Origin of the sequence: Streptomyces sp. NPDC060232, assembly GCF_042726555.1 — a bacterium.
Classification (GTDB): domain Bacteria; phylum Actinomycetota; class Actinomycetes; order Streptomycetales; family Streptomycetaceae; genus Streptomyces.
Genome location: NZ_JBHXAG010000002.1, coordinates 12,631 through 35,863 on the forward strand (window position 1 = coordinate 12,631; position 23,233 = coordinate 35,863).

Consider the following 23,233-nt stretch of genomic DNA (forward strand, 5'->3'; position numbering starts at 1 on the left):
ATGGCGGGAAACCAGCCTGGTTCGGGTAGGGGGCACCGAGGTTGCGGCCCCCTTGGCTTCGCACCCCTGACGGACCCCGGGTACGTGTGGCCGAGATCATGTCCTTTCCAGTCGAACCCTACGTCAACACGGCACCTGCGAGCTGCCCGGAAGCGTGACGAGGATGCGGCAGCCACGTGACGATTCGGCCACCCCGATCCGGCCGCCGTGCAGCTCCACGGCCCAGCGCGCGATGGCCAGGCCCAGTCCGGTGCCTCCGTCGCCGCCTCGGGCGCTGCCCCGGTTGAACCGCTCGAAGACCCGGTAGCGCTCGGCCTCCGGGATGCCCGGGCCCTCGTCGCGGACCTCCAGCACCAGGCCGCCGGGCGCCTCGCCGGCCCGCGCCCGGACCGTGACCCGGCCGTGCGGGGGACTGTGCTTGACCGCGTTGTCGATCAGATTGGCGACCACCTGGTGCAGGCGTTCGGCGTCGGCGTACGCGCACAGTTCCGGAGGGAACACGTCCAGGTGCAGGTGCACGTCGTTGCGGGTGTGCCCGCCGGAGCCGGAGAGCAGCCCCGGCCGGCCGGCGGCGGCCAGCCCCGACTCCTTCAGCACCCCGGACAGGTACGGCCACACCTCGAAGCGGCGGGCTTTCAGCGGCACCACGCCGTTGTCCACCCGGGACAGGTCCAGCAGGGTCTCCACGAGCCGGCCGAGGCGCTCGGTCTGCTTCAGCATGGTGCGCATGGTCTCGGGGTCGGCGGCCGAGACACCGTCGACGACGTTCTCCAGCACCGCCCGCAGTGCGGCGATCGGGGTGCGCAACTCGTGCGAGACGTTGGCGACGAGCTCCTTGCGGTGCTGGTCGACGGCCTCCAGGTCATCCGCCATGAGGTTGATCGTGGAGGCCAGGTCGCCCAGCTCGTCGCGGCGTCCGGCGCCCCGCACCCGGCGCGTGTAGTCGCCGCGCGATATCGCCCGCGCCACCGTGGTCATGTCGTCCAGCGGGGCCGTCAGGCTGTGCGCCACGAACTGCGTGATCAGCATCGAGGCGATCACCGAGAAGACGGTGATGAACCGCAGCTCGGTGTCGGTGCGCAGGGCCACCAGCAGCAGGCCGGTGGTGATGAAGACCGAGACCACCACGAGCGTGCCGAGCTTGGTCTTGATCGAGAACGGCGAGAAGGGCCGCAGCCCACCGGTGGGCCGCTGGCGCTGGCGCTGGCGCTGCCCCTGGGCCCGGTCGGTCACGGCTGGGCCGGGGTCTCCAGGGCGTACCCGACGCCGTGGACCGTCCGGATCCGCTCGGCGCCGATCTTGCGCCGCAGGGCCTTGATGTGGCTGTCGACCGTACGGGTCCCGGACGCGTCGGCCCAGTCCCAGACCTCCGCCAGCAGCTGCTCCCGGGAGAGCACCGCCCGCGGGGTCCCGGCCAGGCACACCAGCAGGTCGAACTCGGTCGGGGTCAGGTGGACGTCCTCGGTCTGCACCCGGACCCGGCGCTGCGCGTGGTCGATCTCCAGGTCGCCCAGGCGCAGGGTGGCGCCGCGCGGGGTGTGCGCGGCGATCGTGGCCCGCTCCACCCGCCGCAGCAGTACGTGGACCCGTGCGGCCAGCTCGCGCATGGAGAACGGCTTGGTCATGTAGTCGTCGGCGCCCACGCCCAGCCCGACCAGCATGTCCGTCTCGTCGTCGCGGGCGGTGAGCATCAGCACCGGGAGCGGGCGCTGTGCCTGGACCCGGCGGCAGACCTCCAGCCCGTCGAAGCCGGGCAGCATGACGTCGAGGACCAGCAGCTCGGGCAGCCAGCTCTCGGCCGCGGCGACGGCCGCGGGACCGTCGGCGGCCGTCTGTACCTGGAAGCCCTCGGCGCGCAGCCGGGCCGCGATGGCCTCAGCGATGGTGCGGTCGTCCTCGACGACGAGCACACGCCGCTGGGCGCCGGGGGTTGCCGCGGCGCCGGTGTGGGTGGTGTGTGTCTGTTCCATGTCCGCCCCTGAAGATCCCGCTGAATGGGGTGCAGCGTAGAGGAGGCTCCGGCCTGCGGCTACGTGGGGTTCGGACACGGCATATGCGTTGGACCTGAGTAAATGGAATGGGATGTACCGGGTGTCGGACCCCGTGCGGGGCCGGCGTCCGGCGGGTGCGGCGGTCAGCTGCCCCACCGGCTGTGACCTCGTCGGATCCCTCTTGGAGGGGACCTACAAGGGCGGTCCGCGGCCGTGCGGGAAGACCGGGCCCTGAGTGTCGTTCGGCACGTCGGGCCGCCCGTTCGGCGATCTCCGGGACGATGGCGGCCCGCCCCGGGCCGGTGCAGACCGGCGGGCGGACCGGGTCCGGAGCGTTGACGTGCCGGCCGGCCGGCCGCGCGGCTTCCCGGACCGGCTGCCGCAGGAGTTCAGCGCGCCGTGAACGGCGGCAGCGCGTCCGCCACCCGCTCCAGGGCCGGCGGCAGGGACCCCTGCTCGCCGGCGACCTCGTACCCGCCGTGCACGAAGGCGTAGAGGAAGCCGTCGTAGATCTTGGGACCGCCCGTCGCCATCCTGGGCAGACGGGCGAAGTCCGCCTCCCGCAGCGCGGTGCGCAGGGCCGCCAGCTCCTGCTCCGACAGCTTTCCGGTGCCCTCCGGCTGCGCCTTCCCGTCCAGCCGGGACCACGAGCCGTCGCCCTTCACGACGAGGGTGTGGGTCTCGCCGGCGAAGCCCCCGCTGCGGGTGGCCCGGACCAGGGTCTCACCGGGGGCGGGGACGGCGCTCGGGCTGGTGCTGGTGCTGGTGCTGGTGCCGGGGCTCGGGCTCGCGGCGGGGCCGGCGTCCGTACCCGTACCCGTACCCGTGGACGGTTCCGCGGAGCCCCTCGGCGGTGCGTCGTCACCGCCACCGGAACCGGACGGTCCGCACCCGGCCAGGACCACCGCGCTCAGAAGTACCGCCGCCACCGCCCGGAACGCGCGCACACCCACCTCCGCAGCCACTCGGGTCCACCCCCGAGTATGGAGTCCGCACCCCCGATCCGACAGCTCCACGACAGCTCCAGGAGGCCGCCATCCGCCGCATCGCGCCATGGCGCCCGCTCCCGCCGCTGCTCGCCGCGGTCCTCGGCCTCTGGGGCCTGGAACGGGGCGGCAGCATGTGGCGCGACGAATCGGTCACCTGGCAGGTGGCGCACCGGTCGCTCGGCGGGATACGGGACCTCCTCGGACAGGTCGACGCCGTGCACGGCCTCTACTACGTCCTCATGCACGGCGTGTTCCAGGCCTGGGACGGCGGCCTGTGGGCGCTGCGGCTGCCCTCCGTCGCCGCCACCGCCCTCGCCGCCGCGGGGGTGGCCGCCGTCGCGCACCGGCTGGCGGGGGAGCGGGCCGCGCTCCTCGCGGGCTGCGTGTACGCCGTGCTGCCACCCGTCCAGATGTACGCCCAGGAGGGCCGCTCGTACGCGATGGTCGCGGCTGCCGTGGTGTGGGCGACGTACCTGATGCTGTGCGAGCGGTGGGCGGCCTACACCGTGGTGCTGCTGATCGGCTGCTGGCTGCACGAGTTCGCCGCGCTCGCACTGCTCGCCCACGCCTTCACCGCCCGGCACTCCCGCGGCTGGCGGGCCGGCGCCGCGACCGTCGTCGTCCTGCTGCTGCCGCTCGCCGTGGTGAGCGTGCGTCAGGCGCACCAGCAGCTCGGCTGGCTGGGCCGGCCGAGCTGGCAGGACTGGGCCGCGTACGCGGTGGTCGGCGCCGCCTCCCTGATGCTCGCGCGGGGCGCCCCGAAGGACCTCGTACGGGTGGCGCTGCCCCTGGTGCTGCTGCCGCCCGGACTGCTGATGGCGATCTCGCTGCTCAACCCCTGGTACGTCGACCGGTACGTGCTCTACGCCCTGGCCGGGCCCGCCCTGCTGGCCGGCGCGCGGCTGGCCGACGCCCGCGGATGGCGCCCGTGGGCGGCGGCGGTCGCCCTCCTCGTGCCGTTCGGCCTGTGGTCGGCGTGGCTGCGTACCCCGGAGAGCCGCAAGGACGACGTGGTCGCGGTGGCCGCCGCGGTACGGGAGCGGGCCCGCCCGGGGGACGCGGTGGTGTTCATGCCCTCCCGCAGGCGCGAGTGGCTGCTGTCCTCGCCGGACCTCTACGACGGCCTGCGGGACACCGCCCTGTCCGCCTCCCCGGCCGCCTCCCACAGCCTCCAGGGCACCGAGCTGCCCCCGGAGCGGATCCGCGCGGCCCTGCTCGCGTCGCCCCGGGTGGTCGCCCTGCTGGACCCGGCGGGCCAGCCGCTGGACCCCTACCCGCGTGAGGCGGTCAAGCGGGAGGTGCTGGCGGGCTCGTTCGACCTCTGCTCGGTCACCGGGGTGCGGGGCGCCCGGGTCGCGCTCTACGCCCGTCCCGGCGGCTGCCCCGCCCCCTGACGCGGGAGGCTGCCCCGCCTCCTGGCGCGGGCGGGTGAACCGGCCCCGAGGCGGGGGCGGTTGCCGGCCGGCGCGGGCCGCGCCGGAGGATGGGGCGACCGCGTCGCACAGCCGGCGGGCCGCGCCGCCCCGGCGGAAGGGACGCGGCACGCCGATCCCAGGAGGTGCCGTATGCCCACGTCCGACCGCCCCGCGTCTGACCGCCCCGCGTCTGACCGCTCCGCGTCCGACCGCCCCGGGTCCCGCGAGCCCGAGCCCGGCCCCGGGGCCGACCCGGCGGCCGGGGGACCGGGGCCGCTGGTCGGGGCCGACTGGCTGGCCGCCCGGCTGGGTGCCCCCGGACTGGTCGTCTTCGACGCCTCCGTCGGCGCCCACCGCGCCGCGGGCCACCGCATCCCCGGCGCCCGCCCCTTCGACCTCGACGGAGCCCTCTGCGACCACGCGGCGCCCGCACCGCACACCATGCCCGGGCCCGCCGAGTTCACCGAGGCGCTGCGGTCCCTCGGCGTCGACGACACCGACACCGTCGTCGTCTACGACGGCGCCGGCGTCTACTCCAGCGCCCGCGCCTGGTGGATGCTGCGCGCCATGGGCTTCGACCGGGCCGCCGTCCTCGACGGGGGACTGCCCGCCTGGACGGGCGCCGGCCTGCCCGTCGAGGCCGCCGCCCCGGAGTACGGGGGCCCGCGCGGCACCTTCACCGCCCGGCCCCGTCCGGGGCTGCTCGTCGACGCCGAGGCCGTCGCCGCGGCCCTGTCCGACCCGGCCGCGGCCGTCCTCGACGCCCGTACCCGCGAACGCTTCGAGGGCACCGCCCCCGAGCCCCGTCCGGGCCTGCGCGGCGGCCACATGCCGGGCGCCGTCAGCCTGCCGTTCGGTGAACTCCAGCGCCCCGACGGCGTGATGCGCCCGGCCGGGGAACTCCGCGCCGCCTTCGAGGCGGCCGCGGGCGGGCGCGAACGCCTCCGCTTCAGCTGCGGCTCCGGGGTGACCGCCTGCGTGCTGGCCCTCGGCGCCGAACTCGCCGGCTACCGGGACCTGGCGGTGTACGACGGCTCCTGGAGCGAGTGGGGCCTGCCCTCCCCACAGCGCCCGGTCGCCACCGGGCCGGGAGCCGGCGCGGTCGCCGCCCCCGGGGCCGGTGCGGGCGCCGGCCTGGGGCCGGCCGAAGACGACCGACCGCACCTTCAGGAGTTCTGACGCCCCACCGGTGGGGGGCCGCAGTCGGAAGGAGGGCCCCTCGCAGTCGGTGTCGCCGGAGGCAGACCGCGGCCCAGGCGTCGGTGCGGTTCTTCGGCGAGTGACCGGGCCCGGGGTTCTCCTGGCCGGCACCGGGGATGTTGAAGCACTGGGCGTCCGCCCGGACGCTCAGGAGGCCGGAGGCCCCGTAGCCCGCGACGGTCACGTACGCGTAGCCGAACCGCCCCGAGGCGGCGGACGCGGAGGCCGGGACGGCGACGGGGAAACGACCCCGCTCGGCCCGAAGGCCGAAGGGGGCCCGCCGCCGGGGCCCTCCCCCGCCGGGTACGGGGGATAACCCCACACCGGATCCGGGTACCGGCACCATCGGCCGCGCGGGGCGGGCGCCGGAGGATCGGCGCATGACTTCCCACACCACGGCTGCCCGGGCCGCCCGGGTCGCCCGGGCCGCGGCCGTCGCCCTCGCGGCCGGCCTCGTCCTGGCCGGATGTTCCTTCGTCGACGGTCCGCGCGAGACGGCGCGCGCCGACACCACGGTCACCGAGGCCGTCACGGCCGTGGAGGTGACCGGCACCCGGGCCGGGTCGATCGAGATCACCCCGGGGGCCGGTCCCGGAGTCACGGTCCGCCGCACCGTCCGCTACCGCGGCGACACCGCCCCCACGCCCGGCCACCAGGTCGACGGGGGCGTTCTCACCTTCACCGCCGGCGGCTGCCCGAGCAGCTGCCGCATCGACTACCGGCTGGAGGTCCCGGCCTCCGCGAAGGTCACGCTGGAGAGCGACAGCGGCGACATCACCGTGAGGGGCGTGGCCGCGGCCGAGGTGGAGGCCGAGTCCGGCGACGTCCGGGCCGAGGGCATCGCCGGCCCGCTGAGGATCCGTACGACCTCGGGCGGGATCACCGCCACCGGCCTGGCCGGCCCGGACACCTCGGTGCGCTCCGACTCGGGCGACACGCGCCTGGACTTCGCGAAGGCCCCCGCCTCGGTGCTCGCCGAGACGACCTCCGGCGACGTCAGCCTGAAGGTGCCCGCGGCCCCCTACCGGCTCTCCGTCTCCACCACCTCCGGCGCCCGCGACGTCTCCCTCCCCGACGACGCCTCCGCCCCCTCCCGCCTCACAGCGAAAACCACCTCCGGCGACATCCGCGTCTCCCCCCTGACCGGCTGACCGGCTGACCGGCTGACCGGCTGACCGGCCCCCGGTCCGGGAGGCTGCCCGGGGCGTGTTCGCCCCCGGCGAACGGGGGTGGGGAACACCGGCAGGCGCAGATGCATTGAGTCCCCATAGCTCAACTTCACTGCCGGAGGGAAGATCATGGCTTCGACGTCCGTAACGCTCACCCTGCCCGTGCTGCCTCTCGACGACGAGGTCGTGCTGCCCGGAATGGTCGTTCCGCTGGACCTGTCCGACGCCGAGGTGCGCGGGGCCGTCGAGGCCGCCCAAGCCGCTGCGGGCACCGGGAAGCCCCGAGTGCTGCTCGTGCCGCGGATCGACGGCACGTACGCCGCGACCGGTGTGCTCGGAACCGTCGAGCAGGTCGGCCGGCTCTCCGGCGGCGACCCGGGCGCGCTCATCCGCGGCCTCGGGCGCGTCCGCATCGGCGCCGGCACCACCGGGCCAGGAGCGGCGCTCTGGGTGGAGGGCGAGACCGTGGACGAGACCGTCCCCGATCCGCTGCCGGGCGCTGTCGCCGAGCTCGTCAAGGAGTACAAGGCACTCGCCACCAGCTGGCTCAAGAAGCGCGGGGCCTGGCAGGTCGTGGACCGCGTCCAGCAGATTGAAGGGGTCTCCGCCCTCGCCGACAACTCCGGATACTCGCCGTTCCTGACGGTCGAGCAGAAGGTCGAACTCCTGGAGACGGCCGACCCGGTCGCCCGCCTCAAGCTCGCGATCAAGGCGCTCAGCGACCACCTCGCGGAACAGGACGTCGCCGAGTCCATCGCCAAGGACGTCCAGGACGGCGTCGACAAGCAGCAGCGCGAGTTCCTGCTGCGCCGCCAGCTGGAGGCCGTACGCAAGGAACTGCGCGAGCTGAACGGCGAGAAGGAGGGCGAGGAGTCCGACGACTACCGCGCCCGCGTCGAGGCCGCCGACCTCCCCGAGAAGGTCCGGGAGGCCGCCCTCAAGGAGGTCGACAAGCTGGAGCGGTCCAGCGACCAGAGCCCCGAGGGCTCCTGGATCCGCACCTGGCTCGACACCGTCCTCGAACTGCCCTGGAACGAGCGCACCGAGGACCGGTACGACATCCAGGGCGCCCGGGCGGTGCTGGACGCCGAGCACGCGGGCCTCAGCGACGTCAAGGACCGCATCACCGAGTACCTGGCCGTGCGCAAGCGCCGCAGCGAGCGCGGCATGGGCGTCGTCGGAGGCCGCCGCGGCGGCGCCGTCCTCGCGCTCGTGGGCCCGCCCGGCGTCGGAAAGACTTCGCTGGGCGAGAGCGTGGCCCACGCCATGGGGCGCACGTTCGTCCGGGTCGCCCTCGGCGGCGTCCGGGACGAGGCCGAGGTGCGCGGCCACCGCCGGACCTACGTCGGCGCCCTGCCGGGCCGCATCGTCCGGGCCATCAAGGAGGCCGGGTCGATGAACCCGGTGGTGCTCCTCGACGAGATCGACAAGGTCGGCTCCGACTTCCGCGGCGACCCCGCGGCCGCCCTCCTGGAGGTCCTCGACCCCGCCCAGAACCACACCTTCCGGGACCACTACCTGGAGGTCGAACTGGACCTGAGCGACGTCGTCTTCCTCGCCACCGCCAACGTCCTGGAGGCCATCCCGGAGGCTCTCGCCGACCGCATGGAGCTCGTCCGCCTCGACGGTTACACCGAGGACGAGAAGGTCGTCATCGCCCGCGACCACCTGCTGCCCCGCCAGCTGGAGCGCGCCGGGCTCGGCGCCGACGAGGTGGTCCTGGAGGAGGACGCCCTGCGCAAGCTGGCGGGGGAGTACACCCGCGAGGCGGGCGTCCGCACCCTGGAGCGGGCCCTCGCACGCCTGCTGCGCAAGGTCGCCGCCCAGCACGAGCTGGGCGAGCGCGAACTGCCCTTGCGCATCGGGGCCGACGGGCTGCGGGCCCTGATCGGACGCCCGCACCACGTGCCGGAGTCCGCCCAGGACCCGGCCGAGCGGCGCACCGCCGTCCCCGGCGTGGCCACCGGCCTCGCGGTGACCGGCGCGGGCGGCGACGTGCTGTTCGTGGAGGCCTCGCTGGCCGACCCGGAGACGGGCGCGGCCGGACTGACCCTCACCGGCCAGCTCGGCGACGTGATGAAGGAGTCGGCGCAGATCGCGCTGAGCTTCCTGCGCTCGCACGGCGCCGAACTGGAACTCCCGGTCGCCGACCTCAAGGACCGGGGGGTGCACATCCACTTCCCGGCCGGCGCGGTGCCCAAGGACGGCCCGAGCGCGGGCATCACCATGACCACCGCCCTCGCCTCCCTGCTGTCCGGGCGGCAGGTGCGCACCGACGTGGCCATGACCGGCGAGGTCTCGCTGACCGGGCGGGTCCTGCCGATCGGCGGGGTCAAGCAGAAGCTGCTCGCCGCCCACCGGGCGGGTCTGGCCACCGTCATCATCCCCAAGCGCAACGAGGCCGACCTGGACGACGTCCCGGCCGAGGTGCTGGAAGGGCTGGAGGTGCACCCGGTGACCGATGTGCGCCAGGTCCTGGAGCTCGCTCTGGAGGGGGCTCAGGTGCAGGTCCCGGCCGTCGCCTGACCCCTGGCCGAAGGGCATACGCCGCCCCCCGGACGGCCCGGGTCCCCGCTCCGGCGGGGCCCCGGGCCGCCCGCGCACCCGCTGCGAAATACTGGCCCCCACCCACCGGGACCCACCGGGGGCCACACATCGAAGCATCGAAGCATCGAAGAAGGAGCGGGACGTGCGCGGGAGTGAAGACCAGGAGTTCCTTGCCCTGGAGCGGGAGCTGTCCGTCTTCCTCCGGCGGGCCCGCGCCTCCTCCGGGGAGATGGCCCGCGCCCTCCACCCCGAGCTGGAGCCCGCCGCGTACGGGCTCCTCGTACGCCTGGAGGCCGCCGGCCGGCAGCGGGCCACCGACCTCGCCGCCTACTTCGGCGTAGGCAAGGCCACCATGAGCCGGCAGCTGCGGGCCCTGGAGGTCCTGGGCCTGGTGGCCCGCGAGCAGGACCCCGCCGACGGGCGCGCCTTCCTCGTCGGGCTCACCGAGGAGGGCCGTGAGCGGTTCCTGCGGGTACGGGGCGCACGGCGCGAGCAGTACATGCGCAAGCTCGCCGGATGGGACCGCGGCGAGGTCGCGGAACTGGCCCGGCTGCTGCACCAGTTGAACGCCGGCGCCGACTAGGTCTGTATCGAGTTGCCCCGTGGAGCAAGGAGCGGCGTTGGGTGCGTGCCCTCGGCGTGCGGGACGCATGTCCTCGTAGCGGAGCTACTGGGGCATGTGGCTCGTGCGCCGAGGTGCGTGCCGGGCGTCGCGACGCCGCGGGGCAACTCGATACAGGCCCTAGTGCCGGCGGCGCCTCAGAGTTCCGCGTAGACCGCCGTTGCGTCGTCGTGCCGCTTGTGCCGGGTCGCCGGGCGTGCCCGGTCGGACTCGGCGGCGCGGACCCGGCCGATCAGGCCCTCCGCGCCCTCCTTGCGCAGCACCGCCAGGCACTCGGCCCAGTCGCCCTCCCCGAACGTGTCCGTCCACCGGCTCGCCCCGTCCGTGAGCGCGGCCACCGCCCGCACCCGGCCGCGCGGGGTGCGCCCGGTGACCGCCCGGGCCGCCACCGACGGGTCCGCTGCCGCCGTGAAGAAGCCGCCCTCGGCGTTGCGCAGGGCGTCCGTCGCGGCCACCGAGCGCAGCACCTCCCTCGGCACCCGGTCCAGCCGGTCGTCGAGCACCGCCGTCACCTCGCCCGCGGGCGCCTGCAGGAGCAGTACGGAGTCCGAGAGCACGAGGTGCTCCACGTACGCCTCGTCCCAGCGGACGACGACGACCGTCGCCTGCGGGGTGCGTACGTGAGAAAGGTCACACGTGTCACGGTGGGCCGCAGCCGTGGCGCGGACGGCCTCGGCCAGGATCCGGTCCAGCGGCATGTCCCGTCGCGATCCGGACAGTTCGGTCAATCGGCCGCCGAGCCGGGCCGTGAACCACGGCACGCCGTGCACGCACCCGTCCCCGCCCGCGGGCGGGGTGACCCCGTCCAGCACCACCAGGACCCCGCCCCCCGAAGCGGGCGCCGACGCCGACACCCAGTCCTCATTGGGGCGTTCCTGGCTGCCGGGGGCCGTGGCGAGGTCGATGCGCATACGGACATTCTGCCCGGCGGCGGCCCGCGGACACGGGAAGGTACGGACCAGGGGAGGAGTGGTGGACGGCCCGCGTACGCACGGCGTCCGGCCCCGCCCGGCAAGGCCCCGGCACGGGACCGGCGATGTGGGCGGGGCATACTGCCAAAGGCCGCATCGATCTTTCAACCACCTGTCCACGGAGGCGCTCTGCGACCGGGCACCCGAGTTGGTCGCCAACTCATCCGTGATGTTCACTCGTTCGAGTGGCCGGGTGGGCGATGTGCGGCTCTCTCCCCAACACGCTGCAAAGGTCTGAGGCGGTACGAGGGGGCAGGGGGCGTTTACTTGTTGACCGGCCGTTACCTCGGCCACACGAGTAGACGAGCAACAGCACACGTACAGGATTGCGAGCACCGGTGCAGAAGAAGCGGTCTCGGAAGAACGGCACCGCCGCCGAAGGCCCGGCCCCCGCAGGACGCCGCGTCCGCGTGCGCAGCCGGCTGGTCGTCGGCGTCGCCGTCGCAGGACTCGCCGTCCTCGCGGCCGGCACCCCCGCCGTCGTCACCGCCGCGAGGGAGCTGAACGACTCCCAGCGGCTGGTCACCCTCGCCGAGCAGACCGGCCAGATCCTCACCCTCACGCACGTCCTCGCCGACGAGCGCGACGCCGTCGTCGAGTACGCCGCCAAGGGCCGCCCCGGCGCCGCCAAGGGCGGCCTCCAGGACCGCATCCTGCGCACCGACCGGCAGATCGCCGAGGCCGCGGGCGTGGTCGACGAACCCCTCGCCATGGCCCTCGCCCGCGTCGCGTCCGTGCGCGCCGAAGCCATCGACGGCAAGGGCACCGCCCTCGCCGCGCACCAGGCCTACACCGGCGTCATCACCGAACTCCTCACCCCGGGCGCCCGGCTCGCCGAGCTGACCCCGCCGCGCGCCGAGCCCGCCCTCGTCACCACCCGCCCGCTGGCACCCCTCGGCCAGGCCGTGGAACAGGCCTCCGCCACCCGCGGACTGCTGCTCGGGGCGCTGGCCGTCCCCCGCGGCGAACAGGCCCCGGGCTCGGCCTCGGTCGACGAACTCACCACCGTCGCCCAGCGCACACGCGTACGCGAGCAGGCCGCCCTCGACGACTTCGCGCGGGTCGCCCGGCCCGACGTACGCCAGACCCTCACCGCCACCGTCACCGGCCCCGAGGTCAAGGCGGCCGACGACTACCTCAAGCGGCTCACCGACCGGCCCACCCTGAGCATCCCCGACCGCAAGACCGACGGCGCCGCCGTCGGCGCCGCGCTCACCGCCCGCATCGACCGGATGCGCACCGTCGAGGCCACCCTCGCCGGCCAGCGCGCCTCCGCCCTCGCCTCCCTGCGCGACGACGACGTGACCCGGCTGGAGATCCTGGTCGCCCTGCTCGGCCTGCTGTTCCTCGGCGCGGTCGGCTTCTCCACCGCCGTCGCGCGCTCGCTCACCCGCCCGCTGTCGGTCCTGCGGCGCGGCGCGGAGCGGCTCGCCACGCCCGAGGGCTCGGTGGAGCCGGTGCGGTTCACCGGCCGCAACGACGAGTTCGCCGAGGTCGTCCGGCACCTGAACGCCGTACGGGACCAGACGGTCTCCCTGCACACCCGGATCGCCGGCCTCGACGCCGACCGGCGCCGCATCATCGGCCGCAACGAAGCGCTCGCCTCCGGCCGGGAGGCACTCGAAGAGGAGCTGACGGAGCTGCGCGCGGGGCTGGAAGAGCACCGCCGCATCATGTCGTCGACCTCCGTCTCACTGTCGCTGCGCACCCTGGGCCTGGTGGAACGCCAACTCGCCGTCATCGAGGAGCTGGAGTCCAAGGAGCAGGACCCCGACCGGCTCGCGAACCTCTTCAAGCTCGACCACCTGGCGACCGTGATGCGCCGCCACAACGAGAACCTGCTGGTCCTCGCCGGGCAGGAGCACGGCCACGGGCAGGGACTCCCGGTGGCGCTGGTCGACGTGATGCGGGCCGCCGTCAGCGAGATCGAGCGCTACGAGCGCGTCGACCTCGCGGCGCTGCCCTCGTACACGCAGGTCGCCGGACACGCCGCCGACGACATCTCCCACGTGCTGGCCGAACTGCTGGAGAACGCGACGACGTTCTCGCCGCCGGACGTCAAGGTGAAGGTGTCGGGCTGGACCCTGGACTCCGGCGACGTGGTGCTCTCCGTCGTCGACGAGGGCATCGGCGTCACCGACGAGCGCCTCGAAGCGCTCAACGCCCGGCTGTCCACGCCCGAGGCGTACGACGAGGAGCCCGAGGAGGAGCACGGCCTGGGCCTCGGCCTGTACGTGGCCGGGCGGCTCGCGGCACGGCACGGGGTCACCGCGGAGCTGCGCGGTGCCCGGCACGGGGGCACCGAGGCGCTGGTCGTCATCCCCGCGACGCTGCTGCCGGCCACCCCGCCGGCCTCACCCGTGCACACCCTGGCCGCACCGGGCGCGCCCTCGCTGCACCTGCCGGGCGTGATAGCGGAGGCGAACGAGAACACCCTTCCCGCCCGCCCGCGCGGCGCCCACGCCGCCCCCGAGGCCACGGCCCCGGCCGCCCCGAACCAGGAGCCTGCGGCGCCGGACCTCACCGATGCCGCCGAGCCGGTCCTCCCGGCCGAGCCGGTCCTCCCGGCCGAGCCGGTCACGCCGGTCACCCTGGCCGAGGCCCTGGCGGCCCCGACGGAGGCCGTCCTCCCGTCGCCGGACGAGGTGTCCACCGAGGCCCCGGCTGCGGACGCCCCCGTGGCCGAGCAGGTCTTCACTGCCGCCCCGGCCACCGACGCCCCGCGCGCGGACGAGGTCTTCACGGCCGCCCCGGCCACGGACGCGCCGCCTGCGGACCAGGTGTTCACCGCGGCCCCGCCCGCGGACGCGCCCCCGGCCGACGAGGTGTTCACCGCCGAGCCCCCCGCAGGGGAACAGCTCCTCGCACGCATCGTCCACGACACGGACCCGGCCGACTTCACCCTGCCGGATCCCGCCGAGGCCGACACGGCCGAGCCCCCCGCAGGGGACCCGGCCGAGCCCCCCGCAGGGGACCCGGCGAGGGACCACGCCCACACCCCCGCCGAGGCCGACTGGCTCCCCCGCCAGGGCAGCCACCCCGCCGACCCGTCCGAAGGCGGCGGCCCCGTCACCGACAAGGGCCTGCCGAAGCGCACCCCGCGCACCGTCGCCGCCCCGCGCACGGAGGACGTACGACCCCAGCCGCCGCGCCGGGTCGACGCCGAGGAACTGCGGCGCCGGCTCGGGGGCTTCTACCAGGGAGCCCAGGACGGCCGCCGCGTCGTCGCCGCCGAGCTCGCGCAGGACCGGGAGCCGGACCGGGAGCAGGGGCAGGGGCAGGGCAAAACCGACCAGGGGGACAGCGCACAGGAGGCACGCACATGACCGCGCCCAGTACGTACGGACTGAGCACCCAGGCCCGCAACCTGCAGTGGCTGCTGACCGACCTGGTCGAGGAGGTGCCCGGCGTCAACTCCGTCGCCGTCGTCTCCTCGGACGGGCTGCTGCTCCTGTCCTCCGACCCCGGAGCGGGCGGCGCGGGCGAACCGCAGGCGACGCCGCGGCCCAAGGGCCCCCGGGGGGCGTCCGCCGACCTCGCCACCATCGTCTCCGGCCTCGGCAGCCTCACCACGGGGGCGGCCGCCCTCATGGAGTTCGGCGCCGTCAAGCAGACCATGGTGGCGATGGAGCACGGCTCCGTCTTCGTCATGGCCATCAGCGACGGCTCACTGCTGGGCGTGCACGCCACGCCCGACTGCGACATGAGCGTCGTCGCCTACCACATGGCCCTGTTCGTCGGCCGCGCCGGCCACGTCCTGACCCCCGAAGTCCGCAGTGAGCTGCGCCAGTCGATGGAGAACACCCCGTGAGGAGACCGGCCGCCGACCGACTCCCGATACGCGGAGCCGACCGCCGTCCCGCCCGCGTCCGCCCGTACTCCCTGACGGGCGGACGGACACGGTTCACCCAGGTCCTGCACGTCGAGACCTTCGTCGCCGCCCTGGACACCAAGGCGTCCGAACCGCAGAAGCCCGACCGCATGCCCGAGATGCCCGCCATCGTCGAGGTGTGCCGCCGCATGCGCACGATCGCCGAGATCGCCGCGCTGCTGAAGCTGCCGCTCGGTGTGGTCCGCGTGCTCGTCAGCGACCTCGCCGACCAGGGCAGGATCCGTGTCTACGCGACGGGCCACGGCACCGGCCGGCCCGAACGCGCGCTGCTGGAAAGGGTGCTCGGTGGTCTTCGCCGTATCTGACAAGCCCGTGGTCGACGACGAACCGGCGCAGCCCTGGCAGTACGACCGCTCCCGTGCGCCTGTCGCCGTCAAGGTGCTGGTCGCGGGCGGCTTCGGCGTCGGCAAGACCACCTTCGTCTCCTCCGTCTCCGAGATCACCCCGCTGCGCACCGAAGCGGTGATGACCCAGGCCAGCGTCCCCACCGACGACCTGTCCGGCACCCCGGACAAGCACACCACCACCGTCGCCATGGACTTCGGCCGCGTCACCCTCGACGACGACCTCGTCCTCTACGTGTACGGGACCCCGGGGCAGGAACGCTTCTGGTTCATGTGGGACGACCTGGTGCGCGGAGCCATCGGCGGCCTCGTCATGGCCGACACCCGCCGCCTGCGCGACTGCTTCCCCGCCCTCGACTACTTCGAGAGCTCCGGGCTGCCGTACGCCGTGGCCGTCAACCACTTCGAGGGCTCGCCGTCCTACGAGCCCGAGGACGTGCGCGAGGCCCTCAGCGTCCCGCCGCACGTGCCCGTCGTCATCATGGACGCGCGAGAGCGGCGGACGGTCGTCGAATCCCTGCTGGCGCTGGTGGGCCACGCCCTCGACAGCACTCCCGAACAGAGGACTTGAGAGATGCGCAGGATACTTGTCGTCGGAGCCGGCCAGTCCGGTCTCCAGCTCGCCCTCGGACTCCAGTCCAAGGGGTACGAGGTCACCCTCATGTCCAACCGGACCGCGGACGAGATCCGCACCGGCCGGGTCATGTCCACGCAGTGCATGTTCGACACCGCGCTCCAGCACGAGCGCGACCTGCGGATCAACTTCTGGGAGCAGCAGGCGCCGAAGATCGAGGGCCTCGGGGTCTCGGTCGCCGCCCCCGACGGCAGCCGCCCCATCGACTGGCTCGGCCGCCTCAAGGGCTACGCGCAGTCCGTTGACCAGCGCGTGAAGATGGCCGGCTGGCTGGACACCTTCGCGCAGCGCGGCGGGCAGCTCGTCATCCACGGCGCGTCCGTCGCCGACCTCGACTACTTCTCCCGCACCTACGACCTGGTGCTGGTGGCCGCCGGCAAGGGCGAGCTGGTGTCGATGTTCGAGCGGGACGCGGCGCGTTCCCCGTACGACACCCCGCAGCGCGCGCTGGCCGTGTCGTACGTGCACGGGCTCGGTCCGCGCCCCGAGCACCCGGAGACGGAAGCGGTCCGCTGCAACCTCGTCCCGGGCGTCGGCGAGCTGTTCGTCATGCCGACCCTGACGACCTCGGGCCGTGCGGACATCCTCTTCTGGGAGGGCCTGCCCGGCGGCCCGCTGGACGTCTTCAACGGCGTCAACGACCCGGCTGAGCACCTCGCGCTCACCCTGGGGCTGATGGAGAAGTACACGCCGTGGGAGTACGGCCGGGCGACGAAGGTGGAGCTCACGGACGCGGGCGGCACACTCGCCGGTCGGTACGCGCCGGTCGTGCGCAACCCGATCGGACGCCTGCCCGGCGGCGGGCTCGTCCTCGGCGTGGCCGACGTGGTCGTCGCCAACGACCCCATCACGGGGCAGGGTTCGAACTCCGCGGCCAAGTGCGCGGCCTCCTACCTCTCCTCGATCCTCATGCACGGGGACAACCCGTTCGACGAGGCGTGGATGAAGGCGACCTTCGACAAGTACTGGTTCGCCACGGGCAAGCCCGCGACCCGGTGGACGAACGCGATGCTGGGCGTGCCGCCGGAGCACGTGCTCAACCTGATCGGCGCGGCCGGGCAGCTCCAGCCGGTAGCGAATCGATTCGCCAACGGCTTCGACAACCCGGCCGACTTCGACGCCTACTTCTACGACCCCGAGGACACCGCCGACTACCTGGCCGAGGTGGCCTCGGCCGCAGGCGTCTCGGCCGCGGGCGCCTCCTCGGAGGAGTAGCCGGCATCGTCCCCCGCCGCCGCCGTGCCCGAGGCCTCGGGCAGCGGCGGCGGGGCGAACTCGGCGAGCGGTGTCCCGTCCGGATCCGGCCGCACCGCCCCGAGCAGCGGGTTCGCGGCGACCGGCGAGACCTTCACGACGGACCCGGGCCGCGGCGCCTGGATCACCTTGCCGTCACCGACGTACAGGCCCACGTGCGTGGCCTTGGGGAAGTACACCACCAGGTCCCCCGGCCGCAGCTGGTCCAGCGGCACCTTCGGCAGCCGCGCCCACTGCTCCTGACTGGTCCGCGGGATGGCCCGGCCCGCATGCGCCCAGGCCTGCGAGGTGAGTCCGGAGCAGTCGAAGGACCCGGGCCCCTCGGCGCCCCAGACGTACGGCTTCCCGATCTGGGCGGCCGCGTACCGGAGGGCCGCGCCGCCGGCGGCCGTCGGGGTGCCCGTGCGGGTGGGCAGGGCCCCGGAGGTCACCAGGTCCCGCTGCGCCGCCGCGGTCATCTCGTCCTCGCGCGCCCCGAGCCGGGCGAGCTGGTCGGGAGTCAGCGAGGACAGCAGCCGCTCGACCTGCTTGAGCTGCGAGGCGACCGCCTCCTTCTGGACCTTCTGCCGTTCGGCCAGCGTCTGCCGGGTGTCCAGGGCCTTGCGGGCCCGTACGGCGAGCGCGTCGGCCTCCTTCTCGCCCTTGGCGAGGCGGCTCAGGGCCGCAGCCCGGCGGGCGCCCTCGCGGGCGGCGAGCCGACGCTGTTCCAGGGCGGCCTGCGGGTTCCCGGCCAGCAGCATCCGGGCGTAGGGGGACAGGCCCTGGCTGCCCTGGTACTGCTCGCGGGCGAGCCGCCCGGCGAGGGCCCGCTCGGAGTCGAGGGCCGTACGGGCCCTGCCGAGCGCGGCGGTACGCAGCCGCTCCTCCTGCCGGCCCGCCTCCAGGGCGTCCTCCGTGGACTTGTACGCCTCTGAGGCCTCCTCGGCCTTCTGGTACAGGCCCTGCAGGCGGGTGAGCAGCGCGCCCACGTTCTCCCCGTCGGGCAGAGCGGGCTCGGCGCCGGCATCCTGGACCGGTCCGGCGACGAGGAGCGCTACGGCGATACAGGCAGCGCGAAGCCCCCGATATGGCATGGGATCACCTCCAAGACCGCCGATGCTGCCACGTCCGGTATGACAAATCGCCCAACGGAGTCGGCCGGTCGCGGGGCGCCACCCGGTTGGGGGCTTCGGCTGAGGCGGGGCCCGGGAGGTGGGAGGCGCCCGGGCCGGCGGGGTCGGGGCCCCTCAGCCGTTCAGCAGGCGGGCCTTCGCCGTCGTGAACTCCTGGGGAGTCAGCAGGCCCTCGCGGGCCAGGTCGGCCAGTTGGCGCAGCTCCGCCGCCAGTCCCGCGGGGGGAGTCGGGCCGGGCTCCCGGTGAGTGTCCGCGTCCCAGTACAGGGCGTCGATCGGCTCGGGCTCTTCGACCGGCTCGGGCTCGTACACCGGCTGCGGTTCCGGCGGCCGGACCGGTCGGGCCGGCAGGGGGCCGTGCGGTGGTTCGTCCGGGCGTACCGCGCCCGCCGTGTCCTGAGCCGTTCCTGACGCGCGGGCCAGCAGCCCCCGGAGCAGCGGGGATCCCGCCGGGCGGTTCGCGGCGTGGACCGTCACCCCCCTCGGGCGGATGAACATCAGGCCACCCCTGCCCGGGGGTCCGCCGGCACCCGGTCCGGCGGGATGCGGACCGAGCCCACGATCCGCCCGCCCGCCGAACGTACGGCGACCGCCGCGTCCTCGGCCCATACGTGTTCGACCACCAGCAGCAGCGCGCAGCTGCCCCGCTCCAGCAGGTCCGCCGCCTCGTGCACGTCCTCCGGTCCGATCAGCCGGGCCGCGTCCCGCCCCGTCAGGAGGCCGTGCAGCTCCACGAACTCGTCGAACTCGGCCGCGAGGACCTCGCCCGACGCGGTCTTCGTGGCGACAAGGCCGTCGATCAGCCGGACCACCCCCGTCTTGCGCAGCCCCATCACGGCCTCGACGGCCGGTACCCGCAGCTGCTCCTCCGGGAAGGCGAGGACGATGAACTCCACAGGTCCCATGCGCCTCGGCTCCTCACTTTCGCTACTTTCGACCGTTTGTGACGACTCTTCGGCACACTATGACATAAGCGGACATACCATCCGTCTGCTTGCTACGTTTCGGGGTATGACCGCTCTGACGGCGAAGGTGGCGGAGCCGACGCCGCCCCCGCCACCCGCAGCCGGCGCGCCCAAGCGCCGGGGAGTCGAGCTGGCGCTCCTCGCGGGCGCCGTCCTGATCTCCGTGCTCGGTCACCTCCTCGTCGGCCTCGCGACCACCGGCCGCATCCCCGACCCCGCGGACCGCTACGCCGCCGGCCTCACCGCGGCCGCGCTGCTCGCGCACCTCGCCGTCCGGCTCGCGGCCCCGTACGCGGACCCCCTCGTGCTCCCCATCGCGGTCCTGCTCAACGGCCTCGGCCTGGTGCTCATCCAGCGCCTCGACGCGACCACCCCGGGGCACCCCACCGCGGACGACCAGCTCCTGTGGTCCGCCCTCGGCCTGGTGCTCTTCGTCCTCGTCGTCGCGCTGCTCCGCGACCACCGGGTCCTCCAGCGCTACGCGTACCTGTCCGTCGCCACCGCCCTGGTGCTGATGCTGGTGCCCGTCTTCTTCCCGGCGGTCAACGGCGCCCACATCTGGATCCGCTTCGCCGGGCTCTCCTTCCAGCCGGGGGAGTTCGCCAAGATCCTGCTCGCCGTGTTCTTCGCCTCCTACCTCGCCGCGAACCGCACGGCCCTGGCCCTGACCGGCCGCCGGCTCTTCTGGAAGCTGCGTCTCCTCCCCGGCCGTGTCCTGGGCCCGATCCTCGCGATCTGGCTGCTCAGCGTCTGTCTCCTGGTCCTGGAACGGGACCTCGGCACCTCGCTGCTGTTCTTCGGCCTCTTCGTGATCATGCTGTTCACCGCCACCGGGCGGATCGGCTGGATCGCGATCGGCCTGCTGCTCGCCGCCCTCGGCGCGTACGCCGTCGGGACCCTGGAGCCACACGTGAACAGCCGCGTGGACGACTGGCTGAATCCTTTCGCCTCCATCGAGCGAGGCGAGGGCCCGGGCCAGCTCGCCCAGTCCCTCTTCTCCTTCGGCGCCGGCGGCCTCCTCGGGGCCGGGCTCGGCCACGGCCAGTCCTTCCTCATCGGGTTCGCCGCCAAGTCGGACTTCATCCTCGCCACCGCCGGCGAGGAGCTCGGACTCGTCGGCCTCACCGCGATCCTGCTCCTCTACGGGCTCCTCGTCGCCCGCGGTTTCCGCGCCGGGCTCGCCCTGCGTGACCCCTTCGGCCGGCTGCTCGCGACCGGCCTCGCATCGATCATCGCGCTGCAGGTCTTCGTCATCGCGGGCGGCGTCACCGGGCTGATCCCGCTCACCGGCATGGCCATGCCCTTCCTCGCCCAGGGAGGCTCCTCCGTCGTCACCAACTGGATCATCGTGGCGCTGCTGGTCCGGCTCAGCGACAGCGCCCGCAGACCCCGTCCCGCGCAGGAGGCGGACGAGTGATCCGCTACATCCGCTGGTGCGCGTACTTCTGCGCGCTGCTGCTCCTGGCCCTGCTGGTCAACATCGCCCGCGTGCAGGTCTGGGAGTCCGCCGCCTACGGCGCGAACCCGGCCAACAAGCGCACGGCCATCGAACGTTACGCCGAGCCGCGCGGGGACATCCTCGTCGACGGACGGCCCGTCACCGGCTCCCGCGACAGCGGCCAGCTGCTGCGCTACGAGCGGTCCTACACCAACGGCCCGCTCTACGCACCCGTCACCGGCTTCTCCTCCCAGACGTACGGGACCAGCTTCGTCGAGCGCGCCGAGGACGCCGTCCTGTCGGGCACGGACCCGGGACTGTCGGCGTTCCCGCTCTGGTACGAGCTGGCGCGCGGCCGCCCGGCCGGCGGGAACGCCGCCACCACCGTCCGCGCCGCCATGCAGCAGGCCGCCTACGCCGGACTCGGCGGCAAGCGCGGTGCGGTGGCCGCCCTCGAACCGGCCACCGGGAAGATCCTCGCGCTGGTCAGCAGCCCTTCCTACGACCCCGCCGTGCTGTCCGGTACGGGTACGAAGGCGAAGGAGGCCTGGACGGCGCTGAACGCGGATCCCGCCAGGCCGATGCTGAACCGGGCGCTGCGCGAGACGTACCCGCCCGGCTCCACCTTCAAGATCGTGACGGCGGCGGCGGCCCTCGACGCGGGCGTGGTCACCGACGTGGACGCGCCGACCCGGACCCCGGACCCCTACCCGCTGCCCGGGACCAGCACCCTGCTGCCGAACGCGGCTACGGGCTGCGAGGACGCCTCCATGGCCGAGGCCGTGCAGTGGTCGTGCAACACGGTGATGGCGAAGATCGGGGTGCAGGTCGGGCTGCGCGCGATGGTGGACGCGGCGCGCCGCTTCGGCTTCAACACGGAGGGGCTGCGGGTGCCCTCGTGGGTGTCCCGGTCGAACTTCGACACCGACATGAGCCTGGACCAGCTGGCCCTGTCCTCGATCGGGCAGTTCAACACGACGGCGACACCGCTGCAGATGGCGATGGTGGCCGCGGCCGTCGCGAACGGCGGTGAGCTCGCCTCCCCGTACCTGGTGGAACGGACCACCCAGGACGACGGTTCCCCGATCCGGCGCGGCGACCGGCGCAGCCTCGGGCGGGCGATGCACCCGGCCACCGCGCTGCGGATGCAGGAGCTGATGGTGAAGGTGGTCGAGAACGGCACCGGCAGGAACGCGGCCATCCCGGGCGCGGTGGTCGGCGGCAAGACCGGCACCGCCCAGCACGGCGTCGGCAACGCGGGGACCCCGTACGCGTGGTTCATCTCCTGGGCCCGCGCCGAGGGGGCGGCCCTGCCGGCGGTGGCCGTCGCGGTGGTCGTGGAGGACGCCTCGGCGGACCGGGGCGGCATCAGCGGCAACGGCGCCGCGGCGCCGATCGCCCGGGCGGTGATGCAGGCCGCGCTGCGCGCGAAGCCCTCCGGGTAGGCCGCCCGGGAGGCTCGCGCCGGGGACTCCCACCGGGCCTCCCGCCCGCCCCGGCCTGGGGCGGTTGCCCGGTCAGTGCTCCGCCGGGCCCCGGCCGCGGCCCTCGCTGATGGCGGCCTCGACCTCCGCCACGCGCGCCGCCTCCTCGGCCGCGAAGCGCTCTCGGTCGAGGGCTTCGGCGATCTCCTCGTCCTGGCTCATCAGCAGGTCCAGGCTGGAGTCGCCCAGGTGGAAGACGCCCAGGTCCACGTACGCCCTCTGGAGCCGTTCGCCCCACAGCCCGATGTCCTTCACGCAGGGCACGATCCGGCTGAACAGCAGCTTGCGGAACAGGTGCAGGAACTCCGACTGCTCGCTGAGCCGCTGCGCCTCCTTGGCCGGGATGCCGAAGTTCTCCAGCACCTCCACCCCGAGCAGCCGGTCCCGCATCAGGTAGCAGCCCTCGATCACGAACTCCTCGCGCTCGCGCAGCTCGGCGTCGGTCAGCTGCCGGTAGTAGTCGCGCAGCGCCATCCGCCCGAAGGCCACGTGCCGGGCCTCGTCCTGCATCACGTACGCCAGGAGCTGCTGGGGGAGCGGCTTGGCGGTCGTGTCCCGGATGAGGCCGAAGGAGGCCAGCGCCAGCCCCTCGATGAGCACCTGCATGCCCAGGTACGGCATGTCCCAGCGGGAGTCGCGCAGGGTGTCGCCGAGCAGGCCCTGGAGGCTGTCGTTGACCGGGTAGAGCATCCCGACCTTCTCGTGCAGGAAGCGCCCGAAGATCTCGGCGTGCCGGGCCTCGTCCATGGTCTGCGTGGCCGAGTAGAACTTCGCGTCGAGGTCCGGAACGGACTCCACGATGCGCGCCGCGCACACCATCGCGCCCTGCTCGCCGTGGAGGAACTGGCTGAAGTTCCAGGCGGTGTAGTGCCGGCGCAGCTCGCCCCTGTCCCTCTCGGTGAGCTTGGACCAGTGCCGGGTCCCGTGCAGCGGCAAGGACTCGTCGGGGGTCCCCAGCGGATCGTACGGATCCACCTCGATGTCCCAGTCGATGCGCTTGGCGCCGTCCCACTGCTTGTCCTTGCCCTTCTGGTAGAGGGCGAGGAGCCGCTCGCGGCCGTCGTCGTACTCCCAGCTGAAGCGGGCCGAGCCGGAGGCGGGGATCTGCCAGACGGCCTCGCCCGGGTCCTCGGTGTAGAGCTCGTGCGTCGACACTGACGCCCCCTCGTCTCACGTACTGCGGTGCAGGACCGGACAGTTGGCAGG

20 protein-coding genes are annotated in these 23,233 nt (G+C 74.0%); 12 read left to right on the forward strand and 8 right to left on the reverse strand.

Annotated features, from left to right (window positions below; translation table 11 throughout):
* Nucleotides 1-123: 123 nt before the first annotated feature.
* The 3 genes from ACFWFZ_RS04145 to ACFWFZ_RS04155 all read right to left on the reverse strand — a co-directional run bounded on the left by ACFWFZ_RS04145 (nt 124) and on the right by ACFWFZ_RS04155 (nt 2,956).
* Nucleotides 124-1,233 carry an ATP-binding protein gene (locus ACFWFZ_RS04145; RefSeq protein ID WP_387116355.1) on the reverse strand — a complete coding sequence of 370 codons (1,110 nt, stop codon included), beginning with the start codon at nt 1,231-1,233 and terminating at the stop codon, nt 124-126.
* A complete protein-coding gene (locus tag ACFWFZ_RS04150; RefSeq protein WP_387116358.1) occupies nt 1,230-1,970 on the reverse strand; it encodes a response regulator transcription factor in 741 nt (246 codons plus the stop codon). The genes ACFWFZ_RS04145 and ACFWFZ_RS04150 overlap by 4 nt, the downstream gene beginning before the upstream one ends.
* 410 nt (nt 1,971-2,380) lie before the next feature.
* The gene (locus ACFWFZ_RS04155; protein ID WP_387116362.1) at nt 2,381-2,956 is read right to left on the reverse strand and encodes a hypothetical protein; all 576 of its coding nucleotides are present in this window, start codon (nt 2,954-2,956) and stop codon (nt 2,381-2,383) included.
* A 155-nt stretch (nt 2,957-3,111) separates the two neighbouring features.
* Between ACFWFZ_RS04155 and ACFWFZ_RS04160 the strand changes: the two genes are divergently transcribed.
* The 5 genes from ACFWFZ_RS04160 (at nt 3,112) to ACFWFZ_RS04180 (ending at nt 9,894) form a co-directional block, all read left to right on the forward strand.
* On the forward strand, nt 3,112-4,374 hold the full coding sequence (locus ACFWFZ_RS04160; protein ID WP_387116365.1) for a hypothetical protein: 1,263 nt from the start codon (nt 3,112-3,114) through the stop codon (nt 4,372-4,374).
* 171 nt (nt 4,375-4,545) lie between these two features.
* On the forward strand, nt 4,546-5,574 hold the full coding sequence (locus tag ACFWFZ_RS04165) for a sulfurtransferase (protein ID WP_387116368.1): 1,029 nt from the start codon (nt 4,546-4,548) through the stop codon (nt 5,572-5,574).
* Between the two features lie 401 nt (nt 5,575-5,975).
* The gene (locus ACFWFZ_RS04170; RefSeq protein ID WP_387116371.1) at nt 5,976-6,746 is read left to right on the forward strand and encodes a DUF4097 domain-containing protein; all 771 of its coding nucleotides are present in this window, start codon (nt 5,976-5,978) and stop codon (nt 6,744-6,746) included.
* A 147-nt stretch (nt 6,747-6,893) separates the two neighbouring features.
* A complete protein-coding gene (gene lon, locus ACFWFZ_RS04175) occupies nt 6,894-9,290 on the forward strand; it encodes an endopeptidase La (protein WP_387116374.1) in 2,397 nt (798 codons plus the stop codon).
* Nucleotides 9,291-9,453: 163 nt separating this feature from the next.
* Complete coding sequence (locus ACFWFZ_RS04180; RefSeq protein WP_387116377.1) at nt 9,454-9,894, forward strand: MarR family winged helix-turn-helix transcriptional regulator; 441 nt, start codon at nt 9,454-9,456, stop codon at nt 9,892-9,894.
* A gap of 176 nt (nt 9,895-10,070) precedes the next feature.
* Here ACFWFZ_RS04180 and ACFWFZ_RS04185 read toward each other — a convergent pair whose 3' ends face one another.
* Nucleotides 10,071-10,844, reverse strand: coding sequence for a protein phosphatase 2C domain-containing protein (locus ACFWFZ_RS04185; RefSeq protein WP_387116380.1), 774 nt, complete (start codon nt 10,842-10,844; stop codon nt 10,071-10,073).
* Nucleotides 10,845-11,242: 398 nt separating this feature from the next.
* Here ACFWFZ_RS04185 and ACFWFZ_RS04190 point away from each other — a divergent pair, with 398 nt between their 5' ends.
* From ACFWFZ_RS04190 to ACFWFZ_RS04210, 5 genes are read left to right on the forward strand one after another with little or no spacing between them, the layout of a single operon-like run.
* Nucleotides 11,243-14,230, forward strand: a complete 2,988-nt coding sequence (locus ACFWFZ_RS04190) for a nitrate- and nitrite sensing domain-containing protein (RefSeq protein WP_387116383.1) — start codon at nt 11,243-11,245, stop codon at nt 14,228-14,230.
* Nucleotides 14,227-14,715, forward strand: a complete 489-nt coding sequence (locus ACFWFZ_RS04195; RefSeq protein ID WP_030658957.1) for a roadblock/LC7 domain-containing protein — start codon at nt 14,227-14,229, stop codon at nt 14,713-14,715. The genes ACFWFZ_RS04190 and ACFWFZ_RS04195 overlap by 4 nt, the downstream gene beginning before the upstream one ends.
* Nucleotides 14,712-15,101, forward strand: a complete 390-nt coding sequence (locus ACFWFZ_RS04200) for a DUF742 domain-containing protein (RefSeq protein ID WP_387116386.1) — start codon at nt 14,712-14,714, stop codon at nt 15,099-15,101. The genes ACFWFZ_RS04195 and ACFWFZ_RS04200 overlap by 4 nt, the downstream gene beginning before the upstream one ends.
* Complete coding sequence (locus ACFWFZ_RS04205; protein ID WP_387116389.1) at nt 15,082-15,711, forward strand: ATP/GTP-binding protein; 630 nt, start codon at nt 15,082-15,084, stop codon at nt 15,709-15,711. The genes ACFWFZ_RS04200 and ACFWFZ_RS04205 overlap by 20 nt, the downstream gene beginning before the upstream one ends.
* Before the next feature lie 3 nt (nt 15,712-15,714).
* Nucleotides 15,715-16,989: a styrene monooxygenase/indole monooxygenase family protein gene (locus ACFWFZ_RS04210; RefSeq protein WP_387116392.1), complete on the forward strand. Its 1,275-nt coding sequence runs from the start codon at nt 15,715-15,717 to the stop codon at nt 16,987-16,989.
* Here ACFWFZ_RS04210 and ACFWFZ_RS04215 read toward each other — a convergent pair.
* The 3 genes from ACFWFZ_RS04215 to ACFWFZ_RS04225 all read right to left on the reverse strand — a co-directional run bounded on the left by ACFWFZ_RS04215 (nt 16,926) and on the right by ACFWFZ_RS04225 (nt 19,045).
* Nucleotides 16,926-18,101: an NlpC/P60 family protein gene (locus ACFWFZ_RS04215; RefSeq protein WP_387116394.1), complete on the reverse strand. Its 1,176-nt coding sequence runs from the start codon at nt 18,099-18,101 to the stop codon at nt 16,926-16,928. The two genes, ACFWFZ_RS04210 and ACFWFZ_RS04215, sit on opposite strands and share 64 nt — an antisense overlap.
* A gap of 153 nt (nt 18,102-18,254) precedes the next feature.
* On the reverse strand, nt 18,255-18,638 hold the full coding sequence (locus tag ACFWFZ_RS04220) for an SHOCT domain-containing protein (RefSeq protein ID WP_387116397.1): 384 nt from the start codon (nt 18,636-18,638) through the stop codon (nt 18,255-18,257).
* Nucleotides 18,638-19,045 (reverse strand): DUF6325 family protein, encoded by a 408-nt coding sequence (locus tag ACFWFZ_RS04225; protein ID WP_387116400.1) that lies wholly within the window; start codon nt 19,043-19,045, stop codon nt 18,638-18,640. Before ACFWFZ_RS04225 ends, ACFWFZ_RS04220 begins: the two co-directional genes overlap by 1 nt.
* A 106-nt stretch (nt 19,046-19,151) precedes the next feature.
* Between ACFWFZ_RS04225 and ACFWFZ_RS04230 the strand changes: the two genes are divergently transcribed.
* Together ACFWFZ_RS04230 and ACFWFZ_RS04235 are read left to right on the forward strand one after the other, a co-directional pair.
* Nucleotides 19,152-20,522 (forward strand): FtsW/RodA/SpoVE family cell cycle protein, encoded by a 1,371-nt coding sequence (locus tag ACFWFZ_RS04230; protein ID WP_387116403.1) that lies wholly within the window; start codon nt 19,152-19,154, stop codon nt 20,520-20,522.
* A complete protein-coding gene (locus ACFWFZ_RS04235) occupies nt 20,519-21,988 on the forward strand; it encodes a penicillin-binding transpeptidase domain-containing protein (protein ID WP_387116406.1) in 1,470 nt (489 codons plus the stop codon). The genes ACFWFZ_RS04230 and ACFWFZ_RS04235 overlap by 4 nt, the downstream gene beginning before the upstream one ends.
* Before the next feature lie 72 nt (nt 21,989-22,060).
* Here ACFWFZ_RS04235 and ACFWFZ_RS04240 read toward each other — a convergent pair whose 3' ends face one another.
* Nucleotides 22,061-23,182, reverse strand: coding sequence for a ferritin-like domain-containing protein (locus ACFWFZ_RS04240; protein WP_387116409.1), 1,122 nt, complete (start codon nt 23,180-23,182; stop codon nt 22,061-22,063).
* Between the last annotated feature and the right edge of the window lie 51 nt (nt 23,183-23,233).

What these genes read in the sequence shown, in the direction of transcription:
- ACFWFZ_RS04185 (WP_387116380.1), bottom strand. Translation starts at nt 10,844, where the DNA reads ATGCGCATCGACCTCGCCACGGCCCCCGGCAGCCAGGAACGCCCCAAT.
- ACFWFZ_RS04220 (WP_387116397.1), bottom strand. Translation starts at nt 18,638, where the DNA reads ATGTTCATCCGCCCGAGGGGGGTGACGGTCCACGCCGCGAACCGCCCG.
- lon (WP_387116374.1), top strand. Translation starts at nt 6,894, where the DNA reads ATGGCTTCGACGTCCGTAACGCTCACCCTGCCCGTGCTGCCTCTCGAC.
- ACFWFZ_RS04225 (WP_387116400.1), bottom strand. Translation starts at nt 19,045, where the DNA reads ATGGGACCTGTGGAGTTCATCGTCCTCGCCTTCCCGGAGGAGCAGCTG.
- ACFWFZ_RS04165 (WP_387116368.1), top strand. Translation starts at nt 4,546, where the DNA reads ATGCCCACGTCCGACCGCCCCGCGTCTGACCGCCCCGCGTCTGACCGC.
- ACFWFZ_RS04195 (WP_030658957.1), top strand. Translation starts at nt 14,227, where the DNA reads ATGACCGCGCCCAGTACGTACGGACTGAGCACCCAGGCCCGCAACCTG.
- ACFWFZ_RS04215 (WP_387116394.1), bottom strand. Translation starts at nt 18,101, where the DNA reads ATGCCATATCGGGGGCTTCGCGCTGCCTGTATCGCCGTAGCGCTCCTC.
- ACFWFZ_RS04170 (WP_387116371.1), top strand. Translation starts at nt 5,976, where the DNA reads ATGACTTCCCACACCACGGCTGCCCGGGCCGCCCGGGTCGCCCGGGCC.
- ACFWFZ_RS04160 (WP_387116365.1), top strand. Translation starts at nt 3,112, where the DNA reads ATGTGGCGCGACGAATCGGTCACCTGGCAGGTGGCGCACCGGTCGCTC.
- ACFWFZ_RS04210 (WP_387116392.1), top strand. Translation starts at nt 15,715, where the DNA reads ATGCGCAGGATACTTGTCGTCGGAGCCGGCCAGTCCGGTCTCCAGCTC.
- ACFWFZ_RS04230 (WP_387116403.1), top strand. Translation starts at nt 19,152, where the DNA reads ATGACCGCTCTGACGGCGAAGGTGGCGGAGCCGACGCCGCCCCCGCCA.
- ACFWFZ_RS04150 (WP_387116358.1), bottom strand. Translation starts at nt 1,970, where the DNA reads ATGGAACAGACACACACCACCCACACCGGCGCCGCGGCAACCCCCGGC.